At 69.2% G+C, this 16,936-nt stretch carries 16 protein-coding genes; 9 read left to right on the plus strand and 7 right to left on the minus strand.

Features of this window, described 5'->3' with window-relative positions; genetic code table 11:
- Window positions 1–3 precede the first annotated feature (3 nt).
- From HNQ73_RS10595 to moaB, 5 genes are all read left to right on the plus strand, one after another.
- Complete coding sequence (locus HNQ73_RS10595) at window positions 4–867, plus strand: uracil-DNA glycosylase (protein ID WP_183334807.1); 864 nt, start codon at window positions 4–6, stop codon at window positions 865–867.
- A gap of 107 nt (window positions 868–974) precedes the next feature.
- A complete protein-coding gene (locus HNQ73_RS10600) occupies window positions 975–2,372 on the plus strand; it encodes a cytochrome ubiquinol oxidase subunit I (RefSeq protein WP_183334808.1) in 1,398 nt (465 codons plus the stop codon).
- Between the two features lie 10 nt (window positions 2,373–2,382).
- A complete protein-coding gene (gene cydB / locus HNQ73_RS10605; RefSeq protein WP_183334809.1) occupies window positions 2,383–3,387 on the plus strand; it encodes a cytochrome d ubiquinol oxidase subunit II in 1,005 nt (334 codons plus the stop codon).
- Window positions 3,388–3,498: 111 nt separating this feature from the next.
- A complete protein-coding gene (gene ypfJ / locus HNQ73_RS10610; RefSeq protein ID WP_183334810.1) occupies window positions 3,499–4,386 on the plus strand; it encodes a KPN_02809 family neutral zinc metallopeptidase in 888 nt (295 codons plus the stop codon).
- 26 nt (window positions 4,387–4,412) lie between these two features.
- A complete protein-coding gene (moaB, locus tag HNQ73_RS10615) occupies window positions 4,413–4,964 on the plus strand; it encodes a molybdenum cofactor biosynthesis protein B (RefSeq protein WP_183334811.1) in 552 nt (183 codons plus the stop codon).
- A gap of 21 nt (window positions 4,965–4,985) precedes the next feature.
- Here the strand turns inward: moaB and HNQ73_RS10620 are convergent, their stop codons facing one another.
- Window positions 4,986–5,492, minus strand: coding sequence for a glycosyltransferase family 2 protein (locus tag HNQ73_RS10620; protein WP_183334812.1), 507 nt, complete (start codon window positions 5,490–5,492; stop codon window positions 4,986–4,988).
- A gap of 341 nt (window positions 5,493–5,833) precedes the next feature.
- Here HNQ73_RS10620 and HNQ73_RS10625 point away from each other — a divergent pair, with 341 nt between their 5' ends.
- The 3 genes from HNQ73_RS10625 to HNQ73_RS10635 all read left to right on the plus strand — a co-directional run bounded on the left by HNQ73_RS10625 (window position 5,834) and on the right by HNQ73_RS10635 (window position 8,209).
- On the plus strand, window positions 5,834–7,027 hold the full coding sequence (locus HNQ73_RS10625) for a PA0069 family radical SAM protein (RefSeq protein WP_183334813.1): 1,194 nt from the start codon (window positions 5,834–5,836) through the stop codon (window positions 7,025–7,027).
- Between the two features lie 11 nt (window positions 7,028–7,038).
- A complete protein-coding gene (locus tag HNQ73_RS10630) occupies window positions 7,039–7,479 on the plus strand; it encodes a VOC family protein (protein WP_183334814.1) in 441 nt (146 codons plus the stop codon).
- Between the two features lie 82 nt (window positions 7,480–7,561).
- Window positions 7,562–8,209 carry a ribonuclease HII gene (locus tag HNQ73_RS10635; RefSeq protein ID WP_183334815.1) on the plus strand — a complete coding sequence of 216 codons (648 nt, stop codon included), beginning with the start codon at window positions 7,562–7,564 and terminating at the stop codon, window positions 8,207–8,209.
- 22 nt (window positions 8,210–8,231) lie between these two features.
- On the opposite strand, the gene HNQ73_RS10640 is transcribed toward HNQ73_RS10635, so the two are convergent.
- Together HNQ73_RS10640 and HNQ73_RS10645 are read right to left on the minus strand one after the other, a co-directional pair.
- Window positions 8,232–8,717 carry a peroxiredoxin gene (locus HNQ73_RS10640; protein WP_183334816.1) on the minus strand — a complete coding sequence of 162 codons (486 nt, stop codon included), beginning with the start codon at window positions 8,715–8,717 and terminating at the stop codon, window positions 8,232–8,234.
- 49 nt (window positions 8,718–8,766) lie between these two features.
- Window positions 8,767–9,654: a protein-disulfide reductase DsbD domain-containing protein gene (locus HNQ73_RS10645; protein ID WP_183334817.1), complete on the minus strand. Its 888-nt coding sequence runs from the start codon at window positions 9,652–9,654 to the stop codon at window positions 8,767–8,769.
- A gap of 127 nt (window positions 9,655–9,781) precedes the next feature.
- On the opposite strand from HNQ73_RS10645, the gene HNQ73_RS10650 reads away from it, so the two are divergent.
- Window positions 9,782–10,390, plus strand: a complete 609-nt coding sequence (locus HNQ73_RS10650; protein WP_183334818.1) for a YqgE/AlgH family protein — start codon at window positions 9,782–9,784, stop codon at window positions 10,388–10,390.
- Window positions 10,391–10,503: 113 nt separating this feature from the next.
- On the opposite strand, the gene HNQ73_RS10655 is transcribed toward HNQ73_RS10650, so the two are convergent.
- The 4 genes from HNQ73_RS10655 to thrC all read right to left on the minus strand — a co-directional run bounded on the left by HNQ73_RS10655 (window position 10,504) and on the right by thrC (window position 16,847).
- Window positions 10,504–13,377: an EAL domain-containing protein gene (locus HNQ73_RS10655; RefSeq protein WP_183334969.1), complete on the minus strand. Its 2,874-nt coding sequence runs from the start codon at window positions 13,375–13,377 to the stop codon at window positions 10,504–10,506.
- Window positions 13,378–13,549: 172 nt separating this feature from the next.
- A complete protein-coding gene (locus tag HNQ73_RS10660) occupies window positions 13,550–14,137 on the minus strand; it encodes a GNAT family N-acetyltransferase (protein WP_183334819.1) in 588 nt (195 codons plus the stop codon).
- A 5-nt stretch (window positions 14,138–14,142) separates the two neighbouring features.
- On the minus strand, window positions 14,143–15,435 hold the full coding sequence (locus HNQ73_RS10665; RefSeq protein ID WP_183334820.1) for a M16 family metallopeptidase: 1,293 nt from the start codon (window positions 15,433–15,435) through the stop codon (window positions 14,143–14,145).
- A complete protein-coding gene (gene thrC, locus HNQ73_RS10670; protein ID WP_183334821.1) occupies window positions 15,432–16,847 on the minus strand; it encodes a threonine synthase in 1,416 nt (471 codons plus the stop codon). Before thrC ends, HNQ73_RS10665 begins: the two co-directional genes overlap by 4 nt.
- Window positions 16,848–16,936 lie beyond the last annotated feature (89 nt).

Genomic DNA, 16,936 nt, shown 5'->3' on the forward strand with positions numbered 1-16,936 from the left:
CGCATGTCGCACCCGTCCGCCGAGCCTGGAGCCCGCGAGGCAGCCCTCGAGGCGCTCCTCGACTTCTATGTCGAGGCCGGCGTCGATCTGGCCATCGACGAGACGCCGCACAACCGCTTCGCCGAGCCGGACCGGCCCCAGCCGGCCGCTTCGCCGGCAGGCACGCCTGCCGTTTCCCCGGTCCAACGGCAACCGGCTCAGGCAAGTTCCGCAGCCGCGCCGGCATTCGATGCAACGGCCTCGGCGGACGAGACGGCGCTCGCCGCCCGGGCCACGGCGCGCGCGGCGACAAGCCTCGAGGAGCTGCGCGAGGCACTCGCGGCCTTCGACGGCTGCGCGCTCAAGGCGACTGCCAAGAATCTCGTCTTCGCCGACGGCACGCCGGGCGCCCGCGTGATGCTGGTGGGCGAGGCGCCGGGGCGTGAGGAGGACATCCAGGGCAAGCCCTTCGTCGGCCGCTCGGGACAGCTGCTCGACCGGATGCTGGCGGCGATCGGCCTCGACCGCAGCAGCGTCTACATCGCCAACATCGTGCCGTGGCGTCCGCCCGGCAACCGCACCCCGACGCCGCAGGAGGCAGCGATCTGCCGCCCCTTCATCGAGCGCCAGATCGAGCTGTGCGATCCTGACGTGCTCGTCTGCCTCGGCGGCCCGTCGGCCCAGGCGCTGCTCGGGGTGCGAGAGGGCATCCTGCGCACGCGCGGCAAGTGGTTCGACTACGACACCGGCCGGCGCACCATCCGCGCCCTCGCGACGCTTCATCCCGCCTATCTGCTGCGCCAGCCGGCCCAGAAGCGGCTCGCCTGGCGCGACCTGCGGGCCCTGCGCAAGGTCCTTGACGAAATCGGCGTCGCTCTGAGGAGCTGAATATTCCGCCCGCAAGGGGCAACGGTTCCATAGCCCGGCCGCGACAATTGTGATGTAGTATTACACATCGGGTTCGATGGAGGCCCGATCATCGGAGGGCCGGCGACATGGATATCGACGCGACGATGCTGGCGCGCATCCAGTTCGCCTTCACCGTCACCTTCCACATCATTTTTCCGGCCTTCACCATCGGCCTGTCTGCCTTCATCACCACTTTGCTGGGCCGCTGGCTCTATACCGGCGACGAACACTACCGCACGCTCGCCCGCTTCTGGACGAAGATCTTCGCCGTGTCCTTCGCCATGGGCGTCGTGTCCGGCATCGTGCTGTCCTACCAGTTCGGCACCAACTGGAGCCGCTTCTCGTCCGTGGTCGGCAACACCATCGGCCCGCTCATCGGCTACGAGGTGCTGACCGCCTTCTTCCTGGAGGCGACCTTCCTCGGCATCATGCTCTTCGGCTGGAACCGGGTGCCACCGGCGCTGCATTTCTTCGCGGCGCTCATGGTGGCGGTCGGCACCTGCATGTCGGCGTTCTGGATCCTCTCCGCCAACAGCTGGATGCAGTTTCCGACCGGGCACGAAGTGCGCGACGGCATCGCCTATCCGGTTGACTGGCTCGCCATCGTCTTCAGCCCCACCTTCCCGCTGCGCCTCGCGCACATGGTGGCGGCGGCCTATCTGACCACGGCCATCGTCGTCCTCGCCGTCGGGGCGCGCTATCTGCTGGCCGGTGTGCATGAGCGCCACGGCCGCACGATGATCGGCATGGGCCTCGGCATGACCCTGATCCTCGCGCCGCTGCAGGCCGTCATTGGTGATGCGCACGGTCTCAAGACGGCCGAGTACCAGCCGGTGAAGCTCGCCGCCATCGAGGGGCACTGGCCGGAGCGCGAGGTGGCGCCGCTCGTCCTCTTCGGCTGGCCGAACGAGCGGACGGAAACCAACGACTTCCAGATCGCCATCCCCCATCTCGGCAGCCTCATCATCACGCACGACTGGAACGGCGTCTATCCGGGCCTCAAGGCCTTCCCGCCGGAGGACAGACCGCCGGTGGCGCCGGTGTTCTTCTCCTTCCGCGTCATGGTCGGTCTCGGCTTCTTCATGATAGGGCTCGCCTTCTGGGGCGGCTATCTCTGGCTGCGCGGGCAGCTCTTCACCTCGCGGCCCTTCCTGCGCATCGCCTCGTGGTCGTGGCCGACGGGCTTCGTCGCCATCATCGCCGGCTGGTTCGTGGCCGAGATCGGCCGCCAGCCCTGGGTGGCGACGGGCATCCTGCGCACGGTGGACGCGAGCTCGCCGGTCGCCCCGGCCACGGTTGCCGTCACGCTGGCGCTCTTCGTGGTCGTCTACGGCATCGTCTTCACCATGGGCATCCGCTACATCAACCGGCTCATTGTGAAGGGCCCCGCTCCCGAGGTCGCCGTCGAGCCGAAGGGCCTGCCCAACCGCCCGCTGTCGGCCGCCGAGGAGGCGGCCCGCGCCGCCATGCAACCCGGACCGTGAGGAGCATGCCATGGAATGGTATCTGCCCATCATCTGGGCCGGGCTGATTGCCACGGCCGTCGCGCTCTACGTCATCCTCGATGGCTTCGATCTCGGCATGGGCATACTCTTTCCCACGACGCGGGAGGAGGCGCGCCGGGACGAGATGATGAACTCCGTCGCCCCCTTCTGGGACGGCAACGAGACCTGGCTGGTGCTGGGGGGCGGCGGCCTGTGGGTCGCCTTCCCCCACGCCTATGCGGTCATCATGCCGGCGCTCTACCTGCCCGTCATCGTGATGCTGCTCGCCCTCATTTTCCGGGGCGTGTCCTTCGAGTTCCGCTGGGTGGCCAAGCCCCGCCACCGCATGTGGGACCTCGCCTTCTCCGGCGGCTCCATCGTCGCGGCCTTCGCCCAGGGCGTCATCCTCGGCGGCCTGCTGCAGGGCATACGGGTGGAGAACCGGGAGTTCGCCGGCGGTGCCTTCGACTGGCTGGCGCCGTTCCCGCTGCTGTGCGGCGTCGGCGTCGTCGCCGGCTATGGGCTCATCGGCTGCTGCTGGCTGATCATGAAGACGCACGGCCCGACCGCCGACCACGCCCGCCGGCTGGCCCCGCTCTTCCTCGCTGCCGTCGGCATCTGCGCCGCGCTCGTGAGCATCTGGACGCCGGCCTCGTTCGGACGCATCGCCGACCGCTGGTTCTCGACGCCGAACATCTACTTCCTGTGGCTCCTGCCGGCCGCGACAGCCGGCCTCTTCCTCCTCGCCTGGCACGGGATGCGTCGGGGGCGCACGGCGCTGCCCTTCTTCTGCACGATCGGAATCTTCCTCCTGTGCTATGCCGGGCTCGCCATCTCCAACTTCCCCTATCTCGTGCCGCCCACCCTGACGGTGTGGGACACAGCGGCGGTGCCTGCATCGCAGATCTTCGTCCTCATCGGCACCCTGCCGCTGCTGCCCATGATCCTGGGCTACACCGTCTTCGTGTACTGGACGTTCCGCGGCAAGCTGAAGGAGGGAGAGGGCTACCACTAGCCCGCCTTCCCTGCAGCCGCGCCATGTCCGCCGGTCGTTGGCCGGTGCATCGCGGCAGGCTATGCTGGCCAGCCTGCCGTTGCCGGCAGGTGCGTCAATGGAAGGCAGGACATGCGTTGGGGTGATTTTCGCCGGTCGGACAATGTCGAGGACCGGCGCTACAGCGGTGGAGGCTTTCAGATCCCCGGCGGGGGCCGTGGCGGCGGCCTCGGCATCGGCACGATTCTCGTGCTCGGGCTCATCGGCTGGGCGCTCGGCATCGACCCGCGCATCCTCATCGGCGGTGCCGAGATGCTCTCGGGCGGCGGCTCGTCCTACGAGCAGGCGGAGACCGGCACGCGCGGCGCCCCGCAGGACGAGGCCGGGCAGTTCGCCGCCGCCATTCTGGGCAATACGGAGGATGTCTGGACAGAGGTGCTGCCGCAGCAGGCGAACATCGCCTACAAGGCGCCGAAGATGGTGATCTTCTCCGGCGCCACGCGGTCGGGCTGCGGCTTCGCCCAGTCGGCCATGGGCCCCTTCTATTGCCCCCTGGACCAGACGGTCTACATCGACCTCAGCTTCTTCGACGACATGCGCCGGCGCTTCCGCGCGGGCGGCGACTTCGCCTATGCCTATGTCATCGCCCACGAGGTCGGACACCATGTGGAGAACCTGCTCGGCATCCTGCCCAAGGTGCAGCAGGCGCAGCGCCAGGTCTCGCAGCGCCAGGCGAACGAGCTGTCGGTGCGCGTGGAGCTGATGGCCGACTGCCTGGCCGGCGTGTGGGCCAACCACAGCGAGCAGCGCTGGAAGGCACTGGAGCCCGGCGATGTGGAGGAGGCGATGAACGCGGCCGAGGCCATCGGCGACGACCGCCTGCAGAAGGCCGGCCAGGGCTATGCCGTGCCCGAGACCTTTACCCACGGCTCGTCCGAGCAGCGCGTGCGCTGGTTCATGACCGGGCTCAAGGACGGCCGCGTGCAGGCGTGCGACACCTTCGGCGCCAGCAGGCTGTGACGGTTCCATCCCATCAGGCAGAGGCCATGTCCCGCATCGACGAAACGCGCCCCTTCATCCCGGTTTCCATTGCCGTCCTCACCGTCTCGGACACACGCACCCTCGCAGACGACCGCTCCGGCGACACGCTCGCCGGGCGCATCGAGGCGGCAGGCCACCGGCTCGCCGCCCGCGCCATCGTGCCGGACGACGTGGAGGAGATCCGCAAGGTGGTGAAGGGCTGGATCGCCGACCCCGGCGTCGATGTCATCATCACCACGGGCGGCACGGGCTTCACGGGCCGGGACGTGACACCCGAGGCCATCGAGCCCCTGTTCGAGAAGCGCATGGACGGCTTTTCCGACGTCTTCCACCGCATCTCCTACGACAAGATCGGTACCTCCACCCTGCAGTCGCGCGCGACGGCAGGCGTGGCGGGGGCAACCTACATCTTCGTGCTACCCGGCTCCCCCGGTGCCTGCAAGGATGCGTGGGACGGCATCCTCGCCGCACAGCTCGACTATCGCCACCGGCCCTGCAACTTCGTCGAGATCATGCCGCGGCTCGACGAGCACCTGAAGCGGGGCGCCGGCGGCTGAGCCGGCGGGACGGCACCGGCCTCAGACGGTCGCCTCGAAGGTGACGGGCAGTGCCGGCAGCATCATCGGCCGGCGATGGCCGGCGACCACATGGGCCTTCGACAGGAGCATGCGCGGGCCGAGCGGCGCTCCGCCGAGGAGGGCCCGTGCCACGTAACGCAGGCGGCCGAGCGGCACGATGCACGAGCCGCCGAGCCAGAAGCCCGTGACCCGGCCGGTATCCTCGCGGCGCAGGAAGCGCTCCATCACCGAGATCCAGTTCGCCGCCGGCACGTCGCCGGCCTCGAGCAGCATCAGCCAGCGGCCGCGCGCTTCGCGGATGCCCTCGCTCCAGCCTTCCCCAGGGGATCCGGCCCGCACGAGCGAAGCGCCGACGGCCTCGGCCACCTGCTCTGTCTCCCGGTCCTCCCGCCAATCGATGATGATGGCCTCGCGCACGACCGCAGCCGCGACGCCGGGCACCAGGGCGGCCAGCGTCGCCCCGAGGCGCTCCGTATCGCCGTTGGCCATGATGAGGACGGAAATCATACGCAAAGCCTAGCGCAGGCCCGGAAGCGTGGCGCTGCGGCACGCTGTCTTAGCGGCCGCGGCTGCATGGCAGGCAGCGCGCTCCGGCCGTGGGCTGCGGCACTTGCCGCCGGGGGAGGTGCGCCGTGTTCTCACGCCTCCATCTGGCGCTGTCGACATGTCCTTCGCAGGCATCCTGTCTTTCCGCGGTCTTGGCATCGTTCCTGCAGGCCGTCGCGCCCGTCACGCCGGGCGCGGCTGCGCGAGACCTTCTCCACATTGCGCAAGGCCGGCCCGCTGGACAACCGCCCGATTTGTTCTCTATATGTTCTCATTCACGATCGCTGGAATCGGAGGCGCCCATGCGGGCCCGAGCCGTCTCTCATTCACCTGTCCCTGCCGTGCCACCGCGCGCCGGACGGGGGCGCGATCCGCTGAAGGAGCTGCCGCAGGTCTGCCCGGCGGACCCGTTCGCCCACATCGGCAACCGCATCGATCCGGAGCGCAGGCGCGGCCGCGGAGCCGTCAGCAACCCGGCCGCGCGCTACGAGCCAACCCATCGGGAGGACGTGGACGACGGCTGGGAGAGCCTTGCCGACCTGCCGCCGTTCAAGACGGAGGTGCAGACCGAGAAGGCGCGCACCATCATCACGCGCAACGATTCACCGGACATCGCCTTCGACCGCTCGGTAAACCCCTATCGCGGCTGCGAGCACGGCTGCGTCTACTGCTTCGCCCGGCCGACCCATGCCTACATGGGCCTGTCGCCGGGGCTCGACTTCGAGTCGAAGCTTTTCGCCAAGCCGGACGCGCCGGCGCTGCTCGAGAAGGAGCTGTCCCGGCCCGGATACGTGCCGCGCACGATCGCCATCGGCACCAATACGGACCCCTATCAGCCCATCGAACGCAAGTTCCGCCTCATGCGCGGCATCCTCGAGGTGCTGGACCGGGCCTCGCACCCGGTGGGGATCGTCACCAAGTCGGCCCTCGTGGCGCGTGACATCGACCTTCTTGCGCCGATGGCGGAGCGGGGCCTCGCCAAGGTGGCGATCTCCGTCACCACGCTGGATGCCAGGCTCGCCCGCACCATGGAACCGCGCGCCGCGACGCCGCAGCGCCGGCTCGACACCATCCGCCGCCTCAGTGAGGCCGGCATTCCCGTCTCCGTGCTCGTCGCCCCCATCGTGCCGGCCATCAACGATGCGGAGATCGAGGATATTCTCGCCGCCGCCCACGCCGCGGGTGCGCGAGAGGCGGGCTACGTCATGCTGCGCCTGCCGCTCGAGGTGCGCGACATCGTGCGCGACTGGCTGATGAGCAACTATCCCGACAAGGCCAGGCACGTGCTGTCGCTCGTGCGCTCAACGCGCGGCGGCAAGGACTACGACTCGAGCTGGGGACAGCGCATGGTCGGTTCCGGCCCCTATGCCTGGATGATCGGCCGGCGCTTCGAAATGGCGGCCGAGCGCCTCGGCTTCAACAAGCGCCGCACGCGGCTGCGGACAGACCTGTTCTGCCCGCCCCGCCGCGGCGCCGAGCAGCTCAGCCTCTTCTGAAGGAAAGACTGATGTCCGCCGCCGTTCCCGCCCGCGTCAACCTCATCACCCTCGGCGTCACGGACCGCGCCGCGAGCCGGCACTTCTACGAGAAGCTCGGCTGGCAGCCGAAGGCCCGGGCCTTCGAGGACGCCATCACCTTTCTCGCCCTCGACAATCTCGTGCTCGCCCTCTGGGACCGGGGCCAGCTTGCCGTGGATGCCGGGCTGCCGCCGACGCCTCCAGGGTTCGGCGGCTTCACCCTCGCCATCAACGTGGCGGACGAACAGGCGGTGGACGTTGCGCTCGAGGCGGCGGTGGCCGCAGGCGGGCGCGTGCTGAAGCCGGGCGCCAGGGCAGACTGGGGCGGCTATTCGGGCTATTTCGCCGACCCCGACGGCCATCCGTGGGAGGTGGCGTTCAACCCCTTCATGCCACTCGACGAGCGCGGGCTGCTCGTTCTGCCGGACTGACTCGCCGTACGCCCGCGTGCCGCGGGCGCGGGACTGTACCTTCCGGCCTTGAGCCTTCGCCCGTGCGCGCCATGATGGCCGCATGAAGCGTATCGACGACACTGATTCGCCGGCAGGCCCGGCTTTCGCGCCAGCCTCTTTCGCGCGGGAGGAGGACTGCCGCCGGCGTGGCCTCTGGCCAGTCGCCGGAGTGGACGAGGTGGGACGCGGCCCCCTCGCCGGCCCTGTCGTCGCAGCAGCGGTCGTGCTCGATCCTGACCGCATCCCCGAGGGCCTCACGGATTCCAAGAAGCTCACGCCCGCGCGGCGCGAGGCACTTTACGCTTTCATCCTCGAGAGCGCGGCCGTCTCGGTGGCGAGCGTGCCGGCCAGCGTCATCGACCGCATCAACATCCGCCAGGCGACGCTCGCCGCCATGGCGCGGGCGCTGCGCGGCCTGCCCGTGCGGCCGCTGCACGCCTTCGTCGACGGCAGGGACTGCCCTCCCGATGCCCCCTGCCCGACCGAGGCGGTCGTCAAGGGCGACCTCACGGTCGCCTCGATCGCGGCGGCCTCGATCGTCGCCAAGGTCACGCGCGACCGGCTGATGTCCCGGCTGTGCCGGCAGTTTCCCGTCTACGGCTTCTCGTCCCACGCCGGCTACGGCACGCAGGCTCATCTCAGCGCCATCGCCGCGCACGGCCCCTCCCCGTTCCACCGCATGAGCTTCGCGCCCCTGCGGGTGGAATGAGCGGGGCCGCCGGCCGGCAGCCTCAGAGCTGGGAGAGGAGGTGCTCCGCGCCGGAGACCTCGGCCTTGCCGGGCGCGTCCTCGACATTGAGCTGCCGGACGACGCCGTCTTCCACCACCATCGAGTAGCGCTGCGAGCGTGTGCCGAGGCCGAAGCCCGAGCCATCGAAGGCAAGTCCGATCGCCTTGGCGAAATCGGCATTGCCATCGGCGAGGAACTCGATGACGCCCGCAGCGCCCGTCGCCTTGCTCCAGGCGTCCATGACGAAGACGTCATTGACCGCCGTCACCACGATGGCATCGATGCCACGAGCCTTGATCTCGTCCGCCTTGGCGAGGAAGCCCGGCAGGTGGTTCTTGTGGCAGGTAGGCGTGAAGGCGCCCGGCACGGCGAACAGCACGACCTTGCGGCCCTTGAAGATGTCATCCGTGGTCCGCGGCGCCGGTCCGTCGGGCGTCATGACGCGGAAGGTCACGGGCGGCAGGCGGTCTCCAACTGCAATGGTCATGACAACGCTCCTTTGAGGAAAGGTCCCGCTCCACGGGCTCTTTTCTGAGTTAACGCGCCTTGGGCACGGCGTCGAGCGTTGCCGTGACGGATATCGCACCGGCGCTGCCGACGATCGTGAGCCTGGCGGAGGTCTTTTCGGCCGCGTCCTTCGGCCGTTCGGCAACCGGGATGCGCACGCGCGTGCGGCCGTCACTCTCGCGCGTCAACTCGGCCCTGTCGAAGTACCAGCCGCTCTCACCCTCGATGAACACATCCTCCAGCCCCTCGCCGGCGATGAGGGCGACGACCGTCACGTCGTCCCCCTGCCCGTCGATGCCCGCCGTCTCGAGCCTGAGGCCGGCGGCCTCCTCGCCCGGCGCCACCTCGCGCGGGACGCGGGCGACGAAGGGGGCGAGCAGGGCAGCGTCCTCGGCCGATTCGGTCAGCTCCCGCACCACGTGCCCGCCCGTCGGGATGCAGAGCTTTTCGCACACCGCGTAGTCGAGCCGCAGATCGAGCACCACAGGGGCTCCGGGATCCTTCGCCACGATGCGCAGGGGCAGCACCACGTCGTCCTTGTAGCCAATGGACCAGCCCGCGCCGTCGAAGAAGCGGCGGGGCGCCGGCCATTCCACCTCGACGCGGGCGACGTTGCGCGAGCCCGACCAGTCAAAGACCGGCGGCACGCCGGAATCGCCGGGCTCGCGCCAGTAGGTCTTGAAGCCGGGATCGAGGGCGATGCTGAGGCCGGCGCGCCAGCTGCCGTCCGGCAGGCGGCCGGCCGACAGGAGCGCGATGGACGAGCGCTCGCCCCGGGCGCTCGCCGCGGGTGCGGCCTGCGCAAGGGCGGTCGTGCCCAGATCGGCCGCGAGCGTGAGACCGGCGGACAGGGCCAGGGCACCGCAGATGGCCAGCGCCCGCCGGGTGGCCGCGTAACAAGAATGTCGCTTCAGCATGGCGGCCCAATACCCTGCCCGTACTGCGCTGGCGAGCCACGAAGCCGTGAAGCGCAACAAGAAGGCATCAAAAAGCATTGAAAAGCTATAGGCGCGCCTTAGCATATCTGTGAGAGAAGGAGAGCTGATGTCGCTCGTGCGAAAGTCGGCCGGGACCGGCAAGGATTATCTGGACGGCCAGCTGCTGCTCGCCATGCCGGGCATGCAGGACGAACGGTTTGCCCGTTCGGTGATCTACATCTGCGCCCACTCGGAAGAGGGGGCGATGGGCATCGTCGTCAACAAGCGCGCGACGGAGCTCAGTTTCCCCGACCTTCTCGTCCAGCTCGACATCATCAACGCCGAGGAGGCGATCCGCCTGCCCCAGCGTGACCGGGTGCTCGTGCTGCGCGGCGGGCCGGTGGAGACGGGGCGCGGCTTCGTGCTGCACTCGCCCGACTTCTTCATCGACAATTCGACGCTGCCGATCGACGACGACATCTGCCTGACGGCGACAATCGACATCCTGCGCGCCATCGCCCGCGGCCAGGGCCCGCACAGCGCCCTGCTGGCGCTCGGATATGCTGGCTGGGGTGCCGGGCAGCTCGAGAGCGAGATCCAGGCCAACGGCTGGCTGCACTGCCCGGCCGACCCGGAGCTGATCTTCAACGTGCCGCTGGAGGCGAAATACGACCGCGCCCTGCGTAGGCTGGGTATCGACCCTGGCATGCTCTCCGGCGACGCCGGGCACGCGTGAGCGCCCTACCCCTCGATCAGCCCTGTTCGCAACGGTGCGCCACGCACCGGTGAGGCGCGGCGACGCCTGCCCTGCATTCCAGAACCGGCAAGAATGTCGGACGGTCTCGCGCGTCAGGCGGCCTCGTGCGCCGCACCGACCAGCTTGCGCGCCTCCAGAGCACTCATCGGCTCGCCGAAGGCATAGCCCTGCGCATACTCGCAGCCGATCTGCTGCAGGGCGACGGCATCGGCCTCATCCTCCACGCCCTCCGCCACCACATCCATGCCGAGGTCGTGCGCCAGCGTAACGATGGAGCGCAGGATGACCGGCCGGCCGCCGTTCGCCATCTGCCGCACGAAGGATTGGTCGATCTTGATCGTGTCGAAGGGAAAGCGCTGCAGATAGGACAGCGCCGAGTAGCCTGTGCCGAAATCGTCGAGCGACAGGCCCGCCCCGAGGTCGCGGATGCGCGTGAGCATCTGCGCCGCATATTCCGGATTCTCCATCACCAGGCTTTCGGTCAGCTCCAGCTTGAGCGAGCCTGGATGGACGGCGAAACGCGCGAGGACGGTCTTCACGTCGTGCAGCAGGTCGTGCCGCAGCAGGTGGCGGCTCGAGATGTTGACGCTGGCGAAGATAGGCGGCTCGACATCAAGCGCCCGCTGCCAGGCGGCCAGCTCGCGCGCCGTACGCTCCAGAGCGAAGAGCCCCAGGTCGACGATGAGCCCCGTCTCCTCGGCGATGGGGATGAAGTCCTGCGGGCCGAGCCGGCCGTGGCGCGGGTGGTCCCAGCGCAACAGCGCCTCGAAGCCGGCGACCGTGCGGTCGTCCAGCCGCACGATGGGCTGGAAGAAGACCTTCATCTCGCCACGATCGAGCGCGCGGCGCAGGTCGCTCTCGATCGTCAGCTTGTCCGAGCGCTCGGCGCGCATCGTCGGGCGGAACACCTCGATGCGATCCCCGCCCTGCTTCTTGGCGTGGATCATGGCGATCTCGGCGTTCTTCAGCATCTCCTCGCTGCGCGCCTCGGCCTGCGGATCGTGCAGGGCGATGCCGATGGAGGCGGTGAGGAAGATCTCGCGCTCGGCGAAGGTCACGGGCGTGGTGACGGCCCGGCGGATCATGCCGGCGAAGGAGATGATGCGGTCGGGCTCGCGCTCGGACACGAGAATGATGGCGAGCTCGTCGCCGGAGATGCGGGCCAGCGTGTCCTGCGGGCGCAGCAGGCGGCCGAGTCGGCGCGAGATCGTGAGCAGGATCGAATCGCCGGCTGACAGGCCGACCGATTCGTTCACCTGCTTGAAGCGGTCGAGATCGACCACGATGACCGTCGGACGGATGCTGTCGTCGCCCTGGGCAAAGACGAGCGCCGCCTCGAGCCGGTCGTAGAACAGCTCGCGGTTGGGCAGGCCCGTGAGGTTGTCGTGGACCGCGTCATGCAACAGCCGCTCCTCGGCCGTGCGCGCGTCCGTGACGTCCGCCAGGATGCCGACGACGCGGATGACTTCCCCGTCGGAGCCGACGACGGGCCGTGCCTTGAGGTTGAACCAGTGGTACTGGCCGCTCCCCGAACGCAGCCGGAAATCCTGCACGACGCGGCCGCGCCGCTGCTCCAGTACGGCGTCGAGCGTGGCACGATAGCGGTCGCGGTCGAAGGGATGCATCACCTCGAGCCAGGTGGACGCCGGCCCTTCGAGCGAGCCGCGCTTCAACGCGAGCTGCTGCTCCAGCTCGGAACTCACGAAGACCTTGTCGGCCTGCACGTCCCAGTCGAAGACGAAGTCGCCCGCCCCGGCAAGCGCCAGCGCCTTGCGCTCCGTGTCGCTCACCAGGCCCTGTGCGATGGCCCCGCCGGCGAAGGCATGCTGCATCACCGTGAAGCCGATCAGCATGACAATGAGCACCAGCCCGCCGATGAGCGCCGGCGGCACGAGGTCACGCGAAAGCTGGCCGAGGACGGTGAAGGCCGCGGCTGTCACCCAGACGAGCAGCAGCAGCCAGGTGGGGATGAGCATCACCGCGCGGTCGTAGCCGTGGCTCGCCAGGTGGATGACGAGTGCGAAACCGACGGCTGCCACCGCCGCGATGGAAATGCGCGCCACGCCCGCCGCGACCGGCGCATCGAAGACGGCGAGCCCGACGAGCGCGGCAAGGAAGGCCAGCCACGCGGCCGTCACGTGGCTGTAGCGCACGTGCCAGCGGTTGAGGTTGAGATAGGCGAAGAGGAAGACGAGCAAGGTGGCGGCGAGCACGGCCTCTGCCGCCGCGCGGTAGATGCGGTCTGCCGAGGATGTCGCCGGGAAAATCTGCTGCAGGAAGCCGAAATCGATGCAGGCATACGCCAGCACCGCCCAGGCGAGCGCCGCCGCGGCCGGGAAGATGACCGCCCCCTTCACCACAAAGACGATGGTGAGGAAGAGGGCGAGAAGGCCGGCGATGCCGATGATGATTCCCTTGTAGAGCGTGAGGCCGTTGATCTTCTTCTTGTAGGCCTCCGGCTCCCACAGATAGAGCTGCGGCAGGTTCGGCGTGCGCAGCTCGGCCACGAAGGTGACGGTGGTGCCGGGGTCAAGCGTCAGCGTGAAGACATCGGCATCGGGGCTTTCCTCACGCTCGGGCCGGATGCCCTGGCTCGCGGTGATGGCGGTGATGCGCGAGGCGCCAAGATCCGGCCAGATGACACCCGAGCCGACGAGGCGGTAATGGGGCGCGACCAGCAGCCGGTCGATCTGCTCGTCCGTATCGTTGGTGAGCGCGAAGACCATCCAGTCCGGCCGCGTGCCGCCGTCACGCGCCTTCACGGCGATGCGGCGCACGATACCGTCCGGCCCCGGCGCGATGGGAATCTGGATGAGATCGCCTTCCGACTTGTAGAACTCGACCGCGGGCATCAGGTCGATGGCCTGCGCGTCCAGCGTCACGCGCACCGATTCCACGGCCGCAGCCGGCGTCGCCAGGGCGACGAGGGCGACGAGGGCCGACAGAAGGAGCGTCAGTCTACGCAGGAGATGCAACGCGTGAGTCTCGCGGGTGGGCGCGTCGAAGGGCTGCCGAGTCGTACCGGGCCGGCCGGATGAGAGCAAGAGCCGCGACCCGAGGCAGATGCCCCCCTGCCGGACCGCCTGCCGCTCGCAGGCGCCCCGGCGCGCCCAGCCTGCCGGCCGGGTTATGTCGCTCTCACGAGACTGTGTCATCGCTCAACAGGGCATAGAGAAGGTGGTCCTGCCACGTGCCCGCAATGCACAGGTAGCGGCGCGCGTACCCTTCGCGGCTGAATCCGACCTTTTCGAGGAGACGGATGGAAGCGGCGTTGGACGGCAGGCAGGCGGCCTCGACACGACGCAGGGCGAGGTTGCGGAAGGCAAATCCAACGGCAGCCCGCACCGCGCGCGTCATGTACCCCTGGCGGGCATGGCGCTCGCCGATCCAGTAGCCGAGCGTGCAGGTCTGGGCGACACCGCGCCGCACGAAGCCGAGCGTGAGGCCGCCGAGCAGCACGTCGTCCTCCTGCCGGAAGATGAGAAAGGGATAGGCGGTGTCGCTGGCGATCTCCTGGGCGTAGCGGCGCACGCGGCGGCGGAAGGAGGTGCGCGTCAGGTCATCGCTCGGCCACAGCGGCTCCCACGGCTCGAGAAACCGGCGGCTTTCCGCCCTCAGCGCCGCCCACTGAGCGAAATCGGCCATCTGCGGCGCCCGCAGATAGAGCCCTTCGCCTCGCACGACCGGCAGGGCCTCGTTGGCGGGCACGAAGCGGAACAGCACCATGGCCTTCACCTTTCGGCGAGCATCGTCTGGACCGCAGTGGACGCCGGCAGTTCAGCCACCGGCCCCAGCCCCACCACGACCGGCCGGCATTCTAGCAGGCTGCGGCCGGCGGCATGTATATCCTCGACGGTCAGGGCATCGAGCCGGGCGACGATCTCCTCCTGCGACACCGGCCGGCCGAAGGCGAGGATCTGCCGGGCGAGCTGGTCGGCCCGGCTGCTGGCTGATTCGCTCGCGGTCAGCAGGGCCACCTTCATCTGCGCCTGCGCGCGGCCGAGTTCCTCCGGCGTGGCAGCGAGCGCCGCATCGCGCAGGCAGCCGAGAGCCACGGGCAGCAGCTCGTCGACATCCTCCGGCGCGGTGCCGGCGCCAAGGCCGAAGACGCCGGTGTCCGTGAAGGGCCAATGGAAGGCATCGACCGCATAGGCGAGGCCCCGCTCCTCGCGCACCTCCTGGAAGAGGCGCGAGGACATGCCCCCGCCGAGCAGGTTGGCGAAGACCTGCAAGCTATAATACGCCGCATCGCCGAGCGCCCTGCCCGGCCAGCCGAGCATGAGCTGCACCTGCTCGATGTCGCGCTCGACGAAAAGTTCGCCCGGGGTGAACCGCGCCGGCTCGACCGCCGGAGCCTCACCCGTGCCGATGCCGGCGAAGAAGCGCTCGACGCCGGCGACAAGTCGCTCGTGATCGACGGCTCCGGCCGCGGCGACGACCATGCGCGAGGCCAGATATTCCCGCCGCAGGTAGCCGAGGAGCCGCTCGCGGGTGAGCCCGCGCACGCTCTCCGCCGTGCCGAGGATGGGCCGGCCGAGCGGCTGGCCGGAGAACGCTGCGCTCATGAAGAGGTCGTTGACGAGATCCTCGGGCGTATCCTCGACGGCGCTGATCTCCTGCAGGATCACGGACTTCTCGCGGGCGATCTCCTCGGGCGCAAAGCGCGAATGCATCAGGATATCGGCGAGGATGTCGAGCGCGAGGTCGATGTCCTGCGGCAGCAGACGCACGGTATAGGACGTGTACTCGATACCCGTCTCGGCATTGAAGTCGCCGCCCACGGCCTCGATGGCCTCGGCGATGGCGCGGGCCGAGCGGCGCTCGGTGCCCTTGAAGGCCATGTGCTCGATAAAATGCGAGAGGCCGTGTTCCTCCGGCCTCTCGTTGCGCGCTCCTGCGCCAACCCACACGCCCACCGCCACGGTGGCGACCTGCGGCATGCGCTCGCTCACCACCCTCAGCCCGCTGGCGAGCGTCGAGATGTTCGGCCCGTTCCCCCCGCCCGCGACGGCGGCTGCCTTCATGCCGCAGCCCCCCGTGCCGCGCGGGCCCGCGCACGCACGTAGGCCTCGACGGCGGCAATGTCGTTGGCGACGACGTCGAACCGCTCCGGCCGCTCGTAGAGGTCGGCGAGATGGGTCGGCAGCGGCGGGCGCACGCCGCTCGCAGCCTGCACTGCATCCGGGAACTTGGCAGGATGCGCTGTGGACAGCACCACCATCGGCGTCACCGCATCCTCCTTCAGCGCACGCCGCGCGGCCACCATGCCGACGGCGGTGTGCGGATCAAGCAGATAGCCTGCCTCGCGCCAGGTGATGCCGATCTCGGCCGCCACCTCGGCCTCGTCCGCCCGGCCGGCGAAGAAGTCCCGGCGGATGGCGGAAAGCAGCGGCTCCTCCACCGTGAAGGCGCCAGACTGGACGAGCCCCGTCATCATGCGCCGCACGGCGGCAGCGTCGCGCCCGCCTGCCTCGAAAAGCAGGCGCTCGAAGTTCGACGACACCTGGATGTCCATGGAGGGCGAGGTGGTGGCGGCAACCCCGGCCGGCTCGTAACGCCCGGTGGCCAGCGTCCGCACCAGGATGTCGTTGACGTTGGTGGCGATGCCGAGCCGGCCAACCGGCAGGCCCATGCGCTTGGCCACGTAGCCCGCCAGGATGTCGCCGAAATTGCCCGTGGGCACGGTGAAGGAGACCGGCCGGTGCGGCGCGCCGAGTGAGACGGCGGCGGTGAAGTAGTACACCACCTGCGCCGCGATGCGCGCCCAGTTGATGGAATTGACGCCCGAGAGGGCCAGCTCGTCGCGGAAGCGGTGATTGTTGAACAGCCCCTTGAGGATGCCCTGGCAGTCGTCGAATGTGCCCTCGAGCGCGATGGCGTGCACGTTGGGCGAGGCGACGGTGGTCATCTGCCGGCGCTGCACCTCCGACACCCGCCCGTGCGGGAAGAGGATGAACACGTCGACCTGGTCGAGCCCGGCGAAGGCCTCGATGGCCGCCGATCCGGTGTCGCCCGAGGTCGCGCCGACGATGGTCGCGCGCGCGCCGCGCTGCTTCAGCACGTGGTCCATCAGCCGCGCGAGCAGCTGCATGGCGACGTCCTTGAAGGCGAGCGTCGGCCCGTGGAAGAGCTCGAGCACGAAGAGGTTGTCGCCCACCTGGGTCAGCGGGCACACCGCCGGATGGCGGAAGGTGGCATAGGCATCCGCAACCATGGCCGACAGGGCGTCAGCCGGAACGTCGCCGTCGACGAGCGCCCCCACGATCTCGTTGGCGGCAGCGGCATAGGACTTGCCGGCCAGGGCGGCGATCGCTTCGCGCGTGAACTGCGGCCAGGTCTCGGGCACATAGAGCCCGCCGTCCCGGGCAAGGCCAGTCAGAAGCGCTTCGTTGAAGGCAATCGCGGGTGCCTCCCCGCGGGTCGAGACGTGCAGCACCGAACCTATCTCCTCGTGGGACGGCGGACAGTAAGCCGCGAAGGATGGCGAGACAAGGACGGGGCGCGCAGCCGCGGGGGGACAAACGC

The sequence above is a fragment of the Chelatococcus composti genome (assembly GCF_014201415.1).
GTDB lineage: Bacteria > Pseudomonadota > Alphaproteobacteria > Rhizobiales > Beijerinckiaceae > Chelatococcus_A > Chelatococcus_A composti.